Here is a 13,907-nt window from a genome sequence, read left to right on the forward strand (position 1 = left end):
ATGGCGATTGAACATTTTGCCTGGCGAATTCAGGCCGCCAGCCAGCCCACGCTGAAGAGCAAGGATACCGTCAGAGTGGCCCGGTTTGGCGAAGGGTATAAACAGGTCAGCGGTGCGGGTCTGCATGACGAAGAGCTCAGCTATGCGTTTTCGTTTACCGGCAAACCAGATACGGCCAGAGAAATCCACGCATTCCTGCGCAGGCACAAAACGAAGGCGTTCACGTTCACCCCGCCCGGCGGTGAACTCACACTCTGGCGCGTGGAGGCTGACAGCCTCCAGCGGGTCACTAAAAGCAAGACGGTGGAAACCGTCACGGCCACCTTTGAACAGGCGTTTGCACCATGAGTCTTAACTGCGATTATCAGAAACTGGAGCCGGGCAATACGGTCCGGCTGTTTGATGTGGACGGCACCGCCTTTGGCGTCGGGGGCGTGCTGTATTTTCATGCCCACAATATTGCGCACACGCCAGAGGAAATTGCGGCCGCCGGCGGCGATGAGGACAAACTGCCTGCCAAATCCCTCTGGTGGCAGGGGCGGGAATACAAAGCCTGGCCCTGCCAGATTGAAGGGATCGAAACGTCAACGGACGGCACCAGCGCGCAGCCCACGCTGTCGGTCGCCAACCTGGACGGCTCCATCACCGCGCTTTGTCTGGCGTATGATGATTTGCTGCAGGCGAAGGTGACCATCCACGACACGCTGGCACAGTACCTGGACGCCAGAAACTTCCCGGCGGGCAACCCGTCAGCGGACCCCCTGCAGGAAAAGCTGAAGGTGTTTTATATCGATGCCAAGAGCAGCGAAACGAATGAGGTTGTGGCGTTTACCCTCTCCAGCCCGATGGACCTGCAGGGGCTGATGATCCCCACGCGTCAGCTGCATTCGCTGTGCACCTGGTGTATCCGCAACAAGTACCGCTCCGGCGATGGCTGTGACTACGCCGGGACGCGCTATTTCGACAAACACAATAACCCGGTCGATGATCCCTCCCGCGATGAATGCAACGGTATGCTGACGGCGTGCAGGCTGCGGTTTGGGGAAGGCAACGAGCTGCCGTTTGGCGGCTTCCCGGGAACTTCCCTTATCAGGAGCTGATATGCGGCAGAAAATTATCGATGCCATCCTGGCGCACGCCGCCGCCGAGTACCCGCAGGAGTGCTGCGGGGTGGTCGTGCAAAAGGGTCGGGTACAGCGTTATCTTCCCTGCCGGAATATTGCCGCTGATCCGGCGGAGCACTTTTACCTGTCGCCGGAGGACTACGCCACAGCGGAGGACCGGGGAACGGTGATCGCCATCGTTCACAGTCATCCCGACGCCACCACCCAGCCGAGCGAGCTGGACAAAGCGCAGTGCGACGCCACGCTGCTGCCCTGGCATATTGTGAGCTGGCCGGAAGGCGACCTGCGTACTATTCAGCCCCGCGGGGAACTGCCATTACTCGAGCGTCCGTTTGTGCTCGGTCACAGCGACTGCTGGGGGCTGGTGATGAGCTACTTCCGGCAGATGCACGGCGTTGAGCTGACGGATTACCGTGTCGATTATCCCTGGTGGGAGGATCAGTACCCGGATAACTTTTACCAGGACTGCTGGTATGAGTGCGGTTTTCGGGAATTCAGTGGGGCACCGCAGCCCGGTGACATGGTGATCATGCAGGTACAGGCGAACAAGTGGAACCATGCCGGGATATTGCTGGAGGGGAATATGCTCCTGCACCATCTTTACGGCCACCTGAGCCAGCGCGTTCCTTATGGCGGATACTGGCAGGAACGGACTATGAAGATTTTGCGCCACAGGTCTCTGTGCTAACCTTTGGGGAAATCAACAAAGGGAATGGGATATGAGAAAAATATTTCTGGTCTTGTCCGCAATTATACTGGCTGGCTGTGCGACAGAATCGGTCACAACGGAACATGCGCGCCCTGTTCCTGCAGAGCGAATTCTGGCTTCAGGGAATGGCAGTTCAACAATAACGGTAACTAGAGATAAAGGCTGGTTTGCTGGTGGTGGTTGCTTTGTTGAATTAACCGTTGATGGTAAATCATATGCAAGAATTGATACTGGTGAGACAGTGAATATAAAAGTTGAGCCAGGTCGCCATATTCTTGGTATTTCTGGTGATTCTCAAGGGAAAGGATTATGCGGTTTCAAGGTGGGTCAACCACTAAAAGAGACCTCAACGAATTTGAGTATCAGTGAGTTACAGAAATTTAGAATAACTGGCGATGCAAACTCAGGATTAGATATAAGACCAACTGCAATATAAATTGTTAAATTCAAAACGACCTCCTTTGGGAGGTTTTTTATTTGGTGAAAATATGCAAGAGATAATGACGCGAATTGAACTTGGTGGCGATTTGGGGAAGGTTTTTGGCAAAATTCATCATCGTTTAATTAGTAAAGCCCATGAAGCAACAAGAGCATTAGCCGCCACCGTTGATGGATTTGAAAAGTATATGCTGTCAAGTAAGCGACGCGGGATAACCTATGCAGTATTTAAGGGAAAGAAAAATATTGGTGAGGATGATTTAGGTTATCCAGTTACAGGCGAGGTTATTCGGGTTGTCCCTGTAATTATAGGAAGCAAGAAAGCAGGGTTACTTCAAACTATTTTAGGAGCTGTTCTTGTCGTGGCTGGTTATGCGCTATCCGGATTTACTGGTGGTGCAAGTTTAGCTCTGGTGGCGCCCGGTGTTGCTCTTATGGCTGGTGGTGTTATCCAAATGCTTTCCCCCCAACCTGCAGGACTGGCGAGCAAACAAGATCCGGATAACCGGGCTTCCTATGCTTTCGGCGGAGTAACGAATACCACAGCACAGGGCAACCCTGTACCGCTTCTTTACGGTAAACGCCGGATCGGCGGCGCCATCATATCAGCGGGGATTTACGTCGAAGATAAGCAATAACCATCCTTCTTTCCATCAACCACCTTCGGGTGGTTTTTTTATGGGTGCAATATGGCACAGCGTAAAATTTCTGGCCGCAAAGGTGGCAGCTCAAAACAACGTACCCCCACAGAACAACCTGATGACCTGCAGTCTGTTGCAAAAGCAAAGGTCCTGATCGCGCTGGGAGAAGGTGAGTTCGCCGGCGCGCTGACGGCCCGGGATATCTACCTGGACGGCACGCCGTTGCAGAATGCCGATGGCTCTCTGAACTTCGGCGGCGTGGCCTGGGATTTTCGCGCCGGGAATCAGGCGCAGCCCTATATTCAGGGGATACCCGGTACCGAAAATGAAATCAATGTCGGCACGGACGTTTCCAGCAGCGCGGCCTGGACGCATACCTTCACAAATACCCAGCTCTCCGCCGTGCGCCTGCGCCTCAAGTGGGGCTCGCTGTATAAGCAGGAGAATGACGGCGATCTGGTGGGCTATTCCGTGGCCTATGCGATCGAACTGCAGACGAACGGCGGGGGATTCGCAACCGTCATTAATACCACCGTCACCGGGAAAACCACCTCGGGCTATGAGCGCAGCCACCGTATCGATTTACCCCGCGGCGCCAGCACCTGGACCGTTCGCCTGCGTAAACTCACCGCTGACGCCAACAGCGCCAAAATTGGCGACAAAATGACGATCCAGAGTTACACCGAGGTCATCGACGCCAAGCTGCGTTATCCCAACACGGCGTTGCTGTATGTTGAGTTTGATTCCAGCCAGTTTAACGGGTCTATACCTCAGATTTCCTGCGAGCCGCGCGGGCGCGTTATCCGTGTGCCGGACAACTATGACCCGGCAACCCGGGTTTATAACGGCACCTGGGCCGGGGCGTTTAAGTGGGCATGGACCGATAACCCGGCGTGGGTTTTTTACGATCTGGTGGTGACGGATCGCTTTGGTCTGGGTCACCGGCTGACAGCCGCCAATATTGATAAATGGGCGCTGTACCAGGTGGCGCAGTATTGCGACCAGCGGGTACCGGACGGGAAGGGCGGCAGCGGGACCGAGCCGCGCTATACCTGCAACGTGTACGTACAGGACCGGAACGACGCCTACACCGTGCTGCGGGATTTTGCGGCGATATTCCGCGGGATGACCTACTGGGGCGGCGATCAGATTGTGGCGCTGGCGGACATGCCGCGCGATATCGATTATTCCTATACCCGCGCCAACGTCATCGACGGGATTTTCACGTACGCCAGCAGCACCACCAAAACCCGTTACACCACGGCGCTGGTTTCCTGGTCGGATCCGGCAAACGCCTACGCTGATGCCATGGAGCCGGTCTTTGAACAGCCGCTGGTGGCGCGCTACGGTTTTAACCAGCTGGAAGTGACCGCCATTGGCTGCACCCGGCAGTCAGAAGCCAACCGTAAAGGCCGCTGGGGCATCCTCACTAACAACAAAGACCGTGTGGTGACGTTTTCCGTAGGGCTCGATGGCAACATCCCGCAGCCGGGTTATATCATCGCGGTCGCGGATGAAATGCTGTCCGGCAAAGTCACCGGCGGACGCATCAGCAAGGTGAATGGCCGGGTGATAACACTGGACCGTGTACCCGATGCCGCAGCAGGCGACAGGCTTATCCTTAACCTGCCGTCGGGTGCGTCGCAGAGCCGGACCATTCAGTCCATCAACGGTGAGGCGGTGACGGTCACGACGACGTACAGCGAAACGCCGGAGCCGGAATGCGTCTGGGTGGTGGAATCCGACACGCTCTATGCGCAGCAGTACCGGGTGGTCAGCGTCGCCGACAATAATGACGGCACCTTCACCATTTCCGCTGCCGCACACGACCCGGATAAATATGCCCGTATCGATACCGGCGCCATTATTGACGATCGCCCGGTCAGCGTGATCCCGCCAGGCAATCAGGCAGCACCGGCTAATATCGTGATCGGCAGCTATTCCGTCGTGAACCAGGGCATCAGCCTGGAGACGATGCGCGCGACCTGGGATAAGGCCGACAACGCCATTTCTTATGAGGCGCAGTGGCGCCGCAACGACGGGAACTGGGTGAACGTGCCGCGCAACTCGACGACCAGCTTCGAGGTGCCGTCAATTTACGCCGGGCGCTATCTGGTCCGCGTCCGTGCCATCAACGCGGCGGAGATATCCAGCGGCTGGGGCTACTCGGAAGAGAAAACGCTGACCGGGAAAGTGGGCAACCCGCCAAAACCCGTGGGCTTCATGACCACGGCAATCAACTGGGGTATCCGGCTGAACTGGGGATTCCCGGAGAACACCGCCGACACCCTGAAAACCGAAATTCAGTACACCCCCAATTCCGATCAGTCGGAGCCGATGCTGCTCAGCGATGTACCGTATCCGGCAGCCGAGTACACGCAGCTCGGGCTGAAGGCCGGGCAGATATTCTGGTACCGCGCGCAGCTGGTCGACAAAACGGGCAATGAGTCAGGATGGACAGACTGGATCAGGGGGATGTCCAACGCCGATGCGGATGATTACCTGGGCGATATTGCCAGTGACTTTCTGACGTCGGAAGACGGTGACCGCCTGACCAGTGATATTGACACCAGCCTGGAAGCTGCGCTGCAGAACGCGCTGAACAACAAAGCCACTGTCGATCACCAGTGGGAGCAGTACGGAACGGTGCGCGCCGATATTCTCGTCGTGAAGACGACGATCGCCGACGTCGACAAGGCCATGGCCGAGCTCTCGACGACGGTGCAGGCGCAGATTGACGATGTGACGGCCACACTGGAAGACAAGCTGACCGCCACGGTCGACGCCGACGGCGCCACGGCGATCCACACGCTGAAGGCCGGGGTCCGGATAAACGGCGTGATGTACAACGCCGGGATGAGCATCGCGGTGCTGGCGGAGGCCGGGAAGCCGGTAGTGACGCGTATCGGGTTTAACGCTAACCAGTTTGTCCTGATGAGCGGCAGCGGTGATGCGCAGTATTCTCCGTTCTCGGTCATTAACGGGCAGGTCTTTATCAGTGACGCCTTTATCCACGACGGCACCATCACTAACGCCAAAATCGGCAACGAGATTTATTCCCTGAATTATGTGAAAGGCATCAGCGGCTGGCGGATTGCGAAGAACGGTGACGCCGAACTTAATAACGTCATTGTTCGTGGCACGGTCTATGCCACGAATGGCTCGTTTACCGGCTATGTGAATGCTACCGACGGTACTTTTGCAGGGACAGTTCGCGCCAGCCGCTTCATCGGAGATATCGCTAACATGGGCGTTTACGGTGATGTTGCCGTGTCTGGCACAAATACCGGGACGCTGAACATGACCTACAACGACTCGACAGGGGAATACTTCGCCAAGAGTGTATGCATCAGCGCGGTGTTCTCAGGTCAGGGCGTCGTCACGCTGACGATAGATGGAAATACCCGATCTTACAATCTGGGTAGCGGAACCACGATGGTCACGCTTCAGCACGCCATCAGGACGACAAAGCCAGTGGTTACGGCACAGATGGTGGTGCGTGGCGGTACGGGTGCTGCTGGAAAGATTGAATCCCCGCAAATGACAGTAAGCCGCGGTAGTGGCGCATTTTCATAATTCCCCCTTGTAAACTATGGAGACGATATGTCTGCAGGAACTATTACGCTGGCGAATGGCAGCTCCGTTGTCATGGGCGTCGGAACGGCGTTTACAACCGTACTGGCCGCCCGTGATTTTATAGTCGCTACCGTTGGCGGCATCACGTATACGCTGCCGGTGCAGTCCGTCGACAGTGACACGCAGGTTACGCTCATCAGCAATTTTCCGGGGCCGACACAAGCCGGGTCTGCCTGGTCAGCGGTTCCATGGAAGACACAGCAGCGTATCACCGCGGAGCTGGTCAGCCAGACAACGGAAGCCCTGCGCGGCCAGAACTATGACAAGCGCAACTGGCAGGCGGTGTTCAGCGCCAGCGGCGATATCACGGTAATGCTGCCCGACGGTTCAATCTTTACCGGCCCGAGCTGGCATAAAATTACGGAACTGCTCAATAGTATTGATCTGGATAATCTCCAGCACATCGCGGATACCGTGCATATCGATGCGCAGCAGGTCACTACCGACAAGAATGCTGCCGGTACCAGTGCAGACGCCGCGCATCAGTCGGCATCTGATTCAGCGAGCAGCGCCACCAGTGCAGGTAACAGTGCAGCGGATGCAGCCGGGAAAGCAACAGAGGCTGAAAATGCGAAGAGGGATGCGGAGGTTGCCAGTGCCGCCGCGCAGCAGGCAAAGGCCGATGTCGGTAATGTGGCGGATGCCGTCGCGGCGATTAAAGGTGTTGCCACTCTACCGCTTGGTTTGCCGTTCTGGTGGCCGACGCGCGCTACTATTCCGGCTGGTGGTCTCGCTTATGACGGGCAGGAGGTTGACCAGGCAACGTATCCTGACGCTTACGCCAGTGTGCTGGCCGGTACGCTTCCGGTCACCACCGAAGCGACCTGGCAGGCAGATCCGGGTAAACGGCATTGTTTCACCCTGGGGGCTACGCCAGGTAAATTTCGTGTTCCGGATTTGAATGGCGCCACGTCGGGAAGTATTGCCCAGATTGCAATGACAGGCGGCACAGCAGATCTGGAGGGAATCAAGCGAGGTGAAGCCCCGAATATTAAGGTCGTACTTAATAGAATCATCACTGCAAATCCGCCAACTGTTTCTGGCGCAATCTCTGTGACAGGGGATACGTCAAATACGTTAGCATGGAGTGGTGGTTCGTCGATGGGGGGAGTTAATTATGAGATTAGTGCCTCCAAAACCAGTGAAAGATACTCGGATTTAGCAAAAGATATTCATGCGGCACGGGCCAGTGGTGTCATTTGTGGACAAATGTTCGGTCGTGTCAGTAATCCAGGAAGTGTTGACGGCGCCACGCTAGCTACCCGGCTGGAAAACATCAATACCGACCTGATCAGCCGTCTGAATGCTACAAATTCCCGCATTGGGCACGCTGTTATTGATGCAGGTAATGCCACACTCGGACGTGCTGCATTTTTCGATAATCCATTTGGTAATAACACGGCTGTTATCGTTTTAGCAGAACTACAGGTTGCGGGAGTGTGGGGGGCTACAGGTTTTGTCTACGCGAATGGCGGGATTGGTACCAGCGCAAACTATGTAGAGGGGCTGGGGATTAAGTTGTGCTGCGGTGGTTCAGCTCTGGCATGTATTTCTTCATCAGGTGGTGGTGTACATACCATGGTACCTAATCTCACCACGGCGACTCCCTGTCGTATTCATGTTTATAAGGTGGTCTCATGAAAACAATTTATGTCTGGACGGGTGATTTCAGGTCATATGGTGATTCCGCTGATTTATGGGGGGGATCCACGATCCCGGTACAGGTTACAGATGATTTTGTCGGTGGTGCTAAGACGTATTATCCGGAGACAAACATCTGGGTGGATGACCCGCCGTACGTGATGACTCATGAAGACCATGTTCTGGCTGCTGAAGTTCGTCGGCAGCAACTAATCACCGCAGCAAATAATACCATGGATGACTGGATCCTTGATTTGCAGCTCGGGATGATTAGCGATGCTGATAGGTCTCAACTGATTATCTGGCGCCAGTACGCCAAGGACCTCAAAGCCCTCAATCTCGACTCTGCGCCGGATATCAACTGGCCACTAGTGCCCGAGCAATAACAGTGCTACAGCTTGGCATTAGCAGCACCGGAAAACTAAAAATCCACATTCCATAACGGGTTACAAGAAAGCCAGAAATCAGGGGTTGATCTGCTCTCTCGTTAAAACTACTGTATATATAATCAGTATCTATTTGTGGTGATTATCATGCAGTTTTTCACACTTAAAGAGTTGCGTGCTGTGCAGCTCTTTCCCCTTTACAGTACCCTCGTCCCGTGTGGTTTTCCGTCCCCGGCGCAGGATTATGTTGAGAAGCGAATCGATCTCAACGAGTTGCTTGTTCAGCATCCCAGCGCAACCTACTTTGTCAAAACATCAGGCGACTCCATGAAGGACGCTGGTATCGGTGAGGGGGATTTGCTGGTGGTGGACAGTTCACGTAAGGCTCATCATGGCGATATCGTCATTGCCGCTGTTGACGGCGAATTCACGGTCAAACGCCTGCTGCTGCATCCGGTTATCATGCTCAAGGCGGAAAACAGCGCCTACGCCCCGATTACGATAGGTACCGAAGACAATCTGGATATCTTCGGCGTAGTGACCTATATCGTGAAAGCGGCGAGTTAGCGATGTTTGCGTTGTGCGATGTGAACGCATTCTATGCATCATGCGAGACCGTATTTCGCCCTGACCTGAAGGGCAGGCCGGTCGCTGTGCTCTCGAATAACGACGGATGTGTCATTGCTCGCAATGCGGAAGCTAAAGGGCTCGGTATCACGATGGGCGATCCGTTTTTTAAGCAGAAAGAGTTGTTCCGGCGCTACGGTGTGGTGTGCTTCAGCAGCAATTATGAGCTTTATGCGGACATGTCGAACCGGGTTATGTCCACGCTGGAGGCGATGTCGCCGCGCTGTGAAATATATTCAATTGACGAGGCATTCTGCGATCTGACCGGCGTACGGAACTGCAGGGACCTGACGGATTTTGGGCGGGAAATTCGGGCTACAGTGCTTCAGAATACCCACCTTACGGTCGGTGTCGGTATTGCCCAGACTAAAACTCTGGCCAAGCTGGCCAATCACGCGGCGAAGCAATGGCAGCGACAGACCGGCGGCGTTGTGGATTTATCAAATGTTGAACGGCAGAGAAAGCTGATGGCAGCTCTGCCAGTGGATGAGGTCTGGGGCGTGGGGCGTCGGATTTCAAAGAAGCTGGAAGCAATGGGGATAAAAACCGTGCTGCAGCTGGCCGACACCGATATCCGTTTTATCAGGAAACACTTTAGCGTCGTACTTGAGAGAACTGTCAGGGAACTCCGCGGCGAGCCGTGCCTCGAACTGGAGGAGTTTTCGCCAGCGAAGCAGGAGATCATCTGTTCCCGTTCATTCGGCGAACGCATTACTGAATACGAGGACATGCGCCAGGCTATCTGTAGTTATGCTGCCAGAGCGGCGGAGAAACTGCGCAGCGAGCATCAGTTTTGCCGGTTTATCTCTGCGTTCGTCAAAACATCCCCCTTTACACTGAACGAACCTTATTACGGCAAAAACTCAGCGATCAAACTGCTCACACCGACGCAGGACAGCCGGGATATTATCCGTGCGGCAACACGTTGCCTAGATGCAATCTGGCAGGAGGGGCATCGGTATCAAAAGGCAGGCGTCATGCTGGGGGATTTCTACAGCCAGGGCGTGGCACAGCTCAACCTGTTTGATGACAATGCACCACAGAAGAACAGCACGAAACTGATGGAAGTGCTGGATCTGCTTAACGCGAAAAGCGGACGAGGTACTTTGTATTTTGCGGGGCAGGGTATTCAGCAGAGATGGCAAATGAAACGTGAAATGCTTTCTCCTCGCTACACCACCAGATACTCTGACCTGCTAACCGTTAAGTGACTGGAGCAATTAGCTCTGATCCCTGATTTTTCACATTCCCCACGGCGCGCGACACAGCGTGCCAGATAAACTTGTCGGCGGGCACTACACCATCGGCAATAATCTCTTCTGCTTCTTTCCCGTCTATAGCCTGGCGCATCCACTCGCGTGCTGCTTCCGATGAAAGCACCAGTGGCCGGCGGTCGTGAATATCCATCAGCCCTTTATCCGCTGCAGAAGTCACAATGAGAAAACCTTCCGCTTCATCGCCGCGCTCGAACGGTGTGCTGCCGATCGCTGCCATAAAAATTGGCTTCCCGTCGGCCCGGTGAATGAAGTAGGGCTGTTTCTTGTCTCCTACTTTTTTCCATTCGAACCAGCCATCAGCGAAGCATATCGCCCGGCCATGCTGCCAAAGAGGTTTGAACATTCTGCTGGTTGCCGCCGTTTCTCGTCTGGCATTAATCAGTGGTGGCTTGTCCCACCATCCTGGAGCGTAACCCCACAAAACAGGATCAAGATGCAACTGCTCGTCACGTTCGCTTAGCAGCAAGACTCTGGTACCCGGCGCCACGTTGTAGCGACCTATGGGAAGAGGGTCATAAGGAATATCGCGCTCAGCTTCATCGGCCAGGTAAGCCAGATACTCTTCCCTAGTTTGTGACTGGGAAAAACGTCCACACATGTTTACCTCCAGATTTATGACAAAAGTATAGAAGGGTGGAACTGGAGGGGGCGAAATTTGGGTGTGATACCGCGCATCATTGATGATGTTCGCTTTGGAAAGTTAGGTGATTGCCATGTCGTGTAATGTATGAAAAACAGGCTGCTTTCTTCCTAAGATAACTTTTGCGATACCAGCAATAACAGGGCTTAACACAGATAAACATGTTAGGACTGAAAGCGTTAACTTATTGATCGCTATGATTTAGAAGAGGATTTTAAAATCCCTCGGCGTTCGCGCTGTGCGGGTTCAAGTCCCGCTCCGGGTACCAGTGGGAAAACAAGAATAATCAAAGCAATAAGCAGTGTCGTGAAACCACCTTCGGGTGGTTTTTTTGTTTTTGTACAAACATTGCTTTTATCTCCTTACAGATGCGATCATCACGGCGTGTCTGACCTCCTGACTGAGACGTTTTATGAAAACCGGACCCCTTAACGAAAGTGAACTCGAATGGCTGGACGATGTGCTGGCCCGCTACGGCAACGACCATTCTATTATGGATGTCTCCGAGCTTGACGGCATGCTGACCGCAATTCTCTCTGCGCCTTACGCTATCGAACCGGCGGAGTGGCTGCTGTCGCTGTGGGGCGGGGCGGAGCACGTACCGCGCTGGGCCAACGATCGCGAACGGGATCGTTTCGTTAACCTGACGCTTCAGCACATGGACGATGTGGCCGAGCGTCTGAGCGATTACCCGGATCAGTTTGAGCCGCTTTTCGGTACCCGCGAAGAAGAAGGCCAGGATATTACGATTGTCGAAGAGTGGTGTTTTGGCTATATGCGCGGCGTGGGTCTGAGCGACTGGTCGACGCTGCCGGCTGACCAGCAGCCGTCGCTTGACGCGATTGCCCTGCACGGCGATGAGGCGCAGCTCTCGCGTCTGGAGGCGCTTTCAGCAGATGAGTATGTGGCAAGCGTTGACGCTATCACCCCGGCGGCGCTGTCGCTGTATCAGTACTGGATGGCGAATCCGCAGACGGCGCCGGTAAACGTGCCGGTGAAGAATGACAACAAAACGGGGCGCAACGATCCGTGCCCCTGCGGCAGCGGCAAGAAATATAAAAACTGCTGCCTGAAATGAAAAACGGCCCCGCGATGGGGCCGTTTGTTTTACCACGTCAACTCAGCCGACGGCTGGCAGCAGCCCGGTCGCAATGGCGGCCTGAATCGCTATCACCGCAATACCGCAGAGCAATACCAGCCAGAGCGCCGGTCGCCCTCCCGCAACGCGCCATGCCGCGCCAGGATGCCGCTGACGGCTTTTCATCGCCAGCAGCGAAGGAACGATCAGCGCCAGCACGGCGAGGGCGACGCCCGCGTATCCCAGCGCCATGACGAACCCTTGCGGATAAAACAGGGCAAACGCCAGCGGCGGCAGGAAGGTGATGACGCCGGTTTGTATGCGCCCGCCCGCGGAGTTTTTACGCTGGAACAGGTCGGCCAGATAGTCAAATAAGCCCAGTGCGACGCCGAGGAATGAGGTGGCCAGCGCCAGATCGGCAAAAAGGTGCACCGCCAGCTCAACGTGCGGCGAGGCGACAACCTCGCGAATTGCCTGCAGCAGGCCGTTGAGCCCGGCATGATTGCTGAGCAGGGCGCTGAACACCGGCGAATCGATACTGCCGAGCGTCGCAAGCTGCCAGAAAATGTAGGCGACCAGCGGAATGAAGCTGCCAATGATAAAGACCCGGCGCAGTTTACGCAGGTCGCCGTTCATATAGCTGATAATGCTTGGCACGCTGCCGTGGAATCCAAATGAGGTAAAAATGACCGGAATGGCCGACAGCGCCAGACCCTGCTGCAACGGCAGCGTCAGCAGGTTGACCTGGTGGATATGTGGCAGCAGCAGCGCCAGCATGACCACCAGGAAGATAATCTTGGCGCTGAAAAGAAAGCGGTTGAACAGATCGACGAGGAACGTGCCGACGCAGATAACCGCGCCGCCCACGCCGGTAAACATCAGCACCCCCGCGGCAGGCGATAAGCTGGCGTTAAGCCACTGGTTCAGGCTTGAAGCAAGCAGTTCGCCTGCGCCGCTGATGTAGGCCGCAGTAAGGGCATACATCAGGAACAGCATACTGAACCCGGTCACCCACTGGCCGTAGCGGCCCAGATAGCGCTGCGCCAGCGATCCTAACCCCGTATCGGCGGGAACGTGCTGATACACCTCCAGCAGCAGCAGGGCGGTGTAGCACATCAGCGCCCACAGGCAAAACAGTAGCGCCAGGGTGACACCAAAACCGACGCCCGCGGAGGCCAGCGGCATTGCCAGCATCCCTGCGCCTATCGTGGTACCGGCAACGATTAAAATACTTCCAACGGTGCGGTTCTTCACGGATTCCTCTGTCTCTTTGGATAACCACAACAAAATATGCCGCGCAGAGTATGTTAAATCACTGTTTTCGTCAAATCTCAATTACAGTGTGTGTAATTATATGTTTACACCGTAAGGGCGTTAAAACCTGCGCCAGCGCAAAATGCGCATCTGTAATGCATGTTATGGTGATTTTTATTTACGGAGGTGCGGATGTCTTCAGTTCATGGTCACGAGGTATTACAAATGATGATTGCCTCGGGAGAGTCGTATACGGCAGAAAGCCTTGAAGCGGCGATTAAGGCGCAGTTTGGCGCCGCGGCGCGTTTTCATACCTGTTCGGCGGAAAATATGTCGGCAGGGGAACTGGTGGAATTTTTACAGCGTAAAGGCAAATTTGTTCCGGCGGATGCTGGATTCACAACGGTACCGGAAAAAATCTGCCGCCATTAAACGGGGCGGCATAAAGATGCCGCC

Annotated in this window: 14 protein-coding genes; 12 read left to right on the forward strand and 2 right to left on the reverse strand. The window is 55.0% G+C overall.

Features of this window, described 5'->3' with window-relative positions; genetic code table 11:
• From ENTCL_RS09365 to ENTCL_RS09405, 10 genes are all read left to right on the forward strand, one after another.
• Positions 1 to 348, forward strand: a complete 348-nt coding sequence (locus ENTCL_RS09365; protein ID WP_013365873.1) for a phage tail protein — start codon at positions 1 to 3, stop codon at positions 346 to 348.
• Positions 345 to 1,100: a phage minor tail protein L gene (locus ENTCL_RS09370; protein ID WP_013365874.1), complete on the forward strand. Its 756-nt coding sequence runs from the start codon at positions 345 to 347 to the stop codon at positions 1,098 to 1,100. Before ENTCL_RS09365 ends, ENTCL_RS09370 begins: the two co-directional genes overlap by 4 nt.
• A gap of 1 nt (position 1,101) precedes the next feature.
• On the forward strand, positions 1,102 to 1,812 hold the full coding sequence (locus tag ENTCL_RS09375; RefSeq protein WP_013365875.1) for a C40 family peptidase: 711 nt from the start codon (positions 1,102 to 1,104) through the stop codon (positions 1,810 to 1,812).
• 31 nt (positions 1,813 to 1,843) lie between these two features.
• A complete protein-coding gene (locus tag ENTCL_RS22905; protein WP_013365876.1) occupies positions 1,844 to 2,269 on the forward strand; it encodes a YajG family lipoprotein in 426 nt (141 codons plus the stop codon).
• 52 nt (positions 2,270 to 2,321) lie between these two features.
• On the forward strand, positions 2,322 to 2,909 hold the full coding sequence (locus ENTCL_RS09380; RefSeq protein ID WP_044611932.1) for a tail assembly protein: 588 nt from the start codon (positions 2,322 to 2,324) through the stop codon (positions 2,907 to 2,909).
• 51 nt (positions 2,910 to 2,960) lie between these two features.
• A complete protein-coding gene (locus ENTCL_RS09385) occupies positions 2,961 to 6,488 on the forward strand; it encodes a TipJ family phage tail tip protein (protein WP_013365878.1) in 3,528 nt (1,175 codons plus the stop codon).
• 27 nt (positions 6,489 to 6,515) lie between these two features.
• Entirely contained in the window at positions 6,516 to 8,189 is a 1,674-nt protein-coding gene (locus tag ENTCL_RS22400) for a hypothetical protein (protein ID WP_013365879.1), read from the forward strand.
• On the forward strand, positions 8,186 to 8,575 hold the full coding sequence (locus ENTCL_RS09395) for a tail fiber assembly protein (protein WP_013365880.1): 390 nt from the start codon (positions 8,186 to 8,188) through the stop codon (positions 8,573 to 8,575). Before ENTCL_RS22400 ends, ENTCL_RS09395 begins: the two co-directional genes overlap by 4 nt.
• 147 nt (positions 8,576 to 8,722) lie before the next feature.
• A complete protein-coding gene (locus ENTCL_RS09400) occupies positions 8,723 to 9,142 on the forward strand; it encodes a translesion error-prone DNA polymerase V autoproteolytic subunit (protein WP_013365881.1) in 420 nt (139 codons plus the stop codon).
• 2 nt (positions 9,143 to 9,144) lie between these two features.
• Positions 9,145 to 10,413, forward strand: coding sequence for a Y-family DNA polymerase (locus ENTCL_RS09405; RefSeq protein ID WP_013365882.1), 1,269 nt, complete (start codon positions 9,145 to 9,147; stop codon positions 10,411 to 10,413).
• Here the strand turns inward: ENTCL_RS09405 and ENTCL_RS09410 are convergent.
• Positions 10,406 to 11,077 carry an SOS response-associated peptidase gene (locus ENTCL_RS09410; RefSeq protein ID WP_013365883.1) on the reverse strand — a complete coding sequence of 224 codons (672 nt, stop codon included), beginning with the start codon at positions 11,075 to 11,077 and terminating at the stop codon, positions 10,406 to 10,408. The two genes, ENTCL_RS09405 and ENTCL_RS09410, sit on opposite strands and share 8 nt — an antisense overlap.
• Positions 11,078 to 11,531: 454 nt before the next feature.
• Between ENTCL_RS09410 and ENTCL_RS09415 the strand changes: the two genes are divergently transcribed.
• Positions 11,532 to 12,197 carry a YecA/YgfB family protein gene (locus ENTCL_RS09415; protein WP_013365884.1) on the forward strand — a complete coding sequence of 222 codons (666 nt, stop codon included), beginning with the start codon at positions 11,532 to 11,534 and terminating at the stop codon, positions 12,195 to 12,197.
• A 42-nt stretch (positions 12,198 to 12,239) separates the two neighbouring features.
• Here the strand turns inward: ENTCL_RS09415 and tyrP are convergent, their stop codons facing one another.
• The gene (gene tyrP / locus ENTCL_RS09420; RefSeq protein ID WP_013365885.1) at positions 12,240 to 13,451 is read right to left on the reverse strand and encodes a tyrosine transporter TyrP; all 1,212 of its coding nucleotides are present in this window, start codon (positions 13,449 to 13,451) and stop codon (positions 12,240 to 12,242) included.
• Between the two features lie 192 nt (positions 13,452 to 13,643).
• On the opposite strand from tyrP, the gene ENTCL_RS09425 reads away from it, so the two are divergent.
• Complete coding sequence (locus ENTCL_RS09425) at positions 13,644 to 13,883, forward strand: YecH family metal-binding protein (protein ID WP_013365886.1); 240 nt, start codon at positions 13,644 to 13,646, stop codon at positions 13,881 to 13,883.
• Positions 13,884 to 13,907 lie beyond the last annotated feature (24 nt).

The sequence above is a fragment of the [Enterobacter] lignolyticus SCF1 genome (assembly GCF_000164865.1).
In the GTDB taxonomy this organism is placed as follows: domain Bacteria; phylum Pseudomonadota; class Gammaproteobacteria; order Enterobacterales; family Enterobacteriaceae; genus Enterobacter_B; species Enterobacter_B lignolyticus.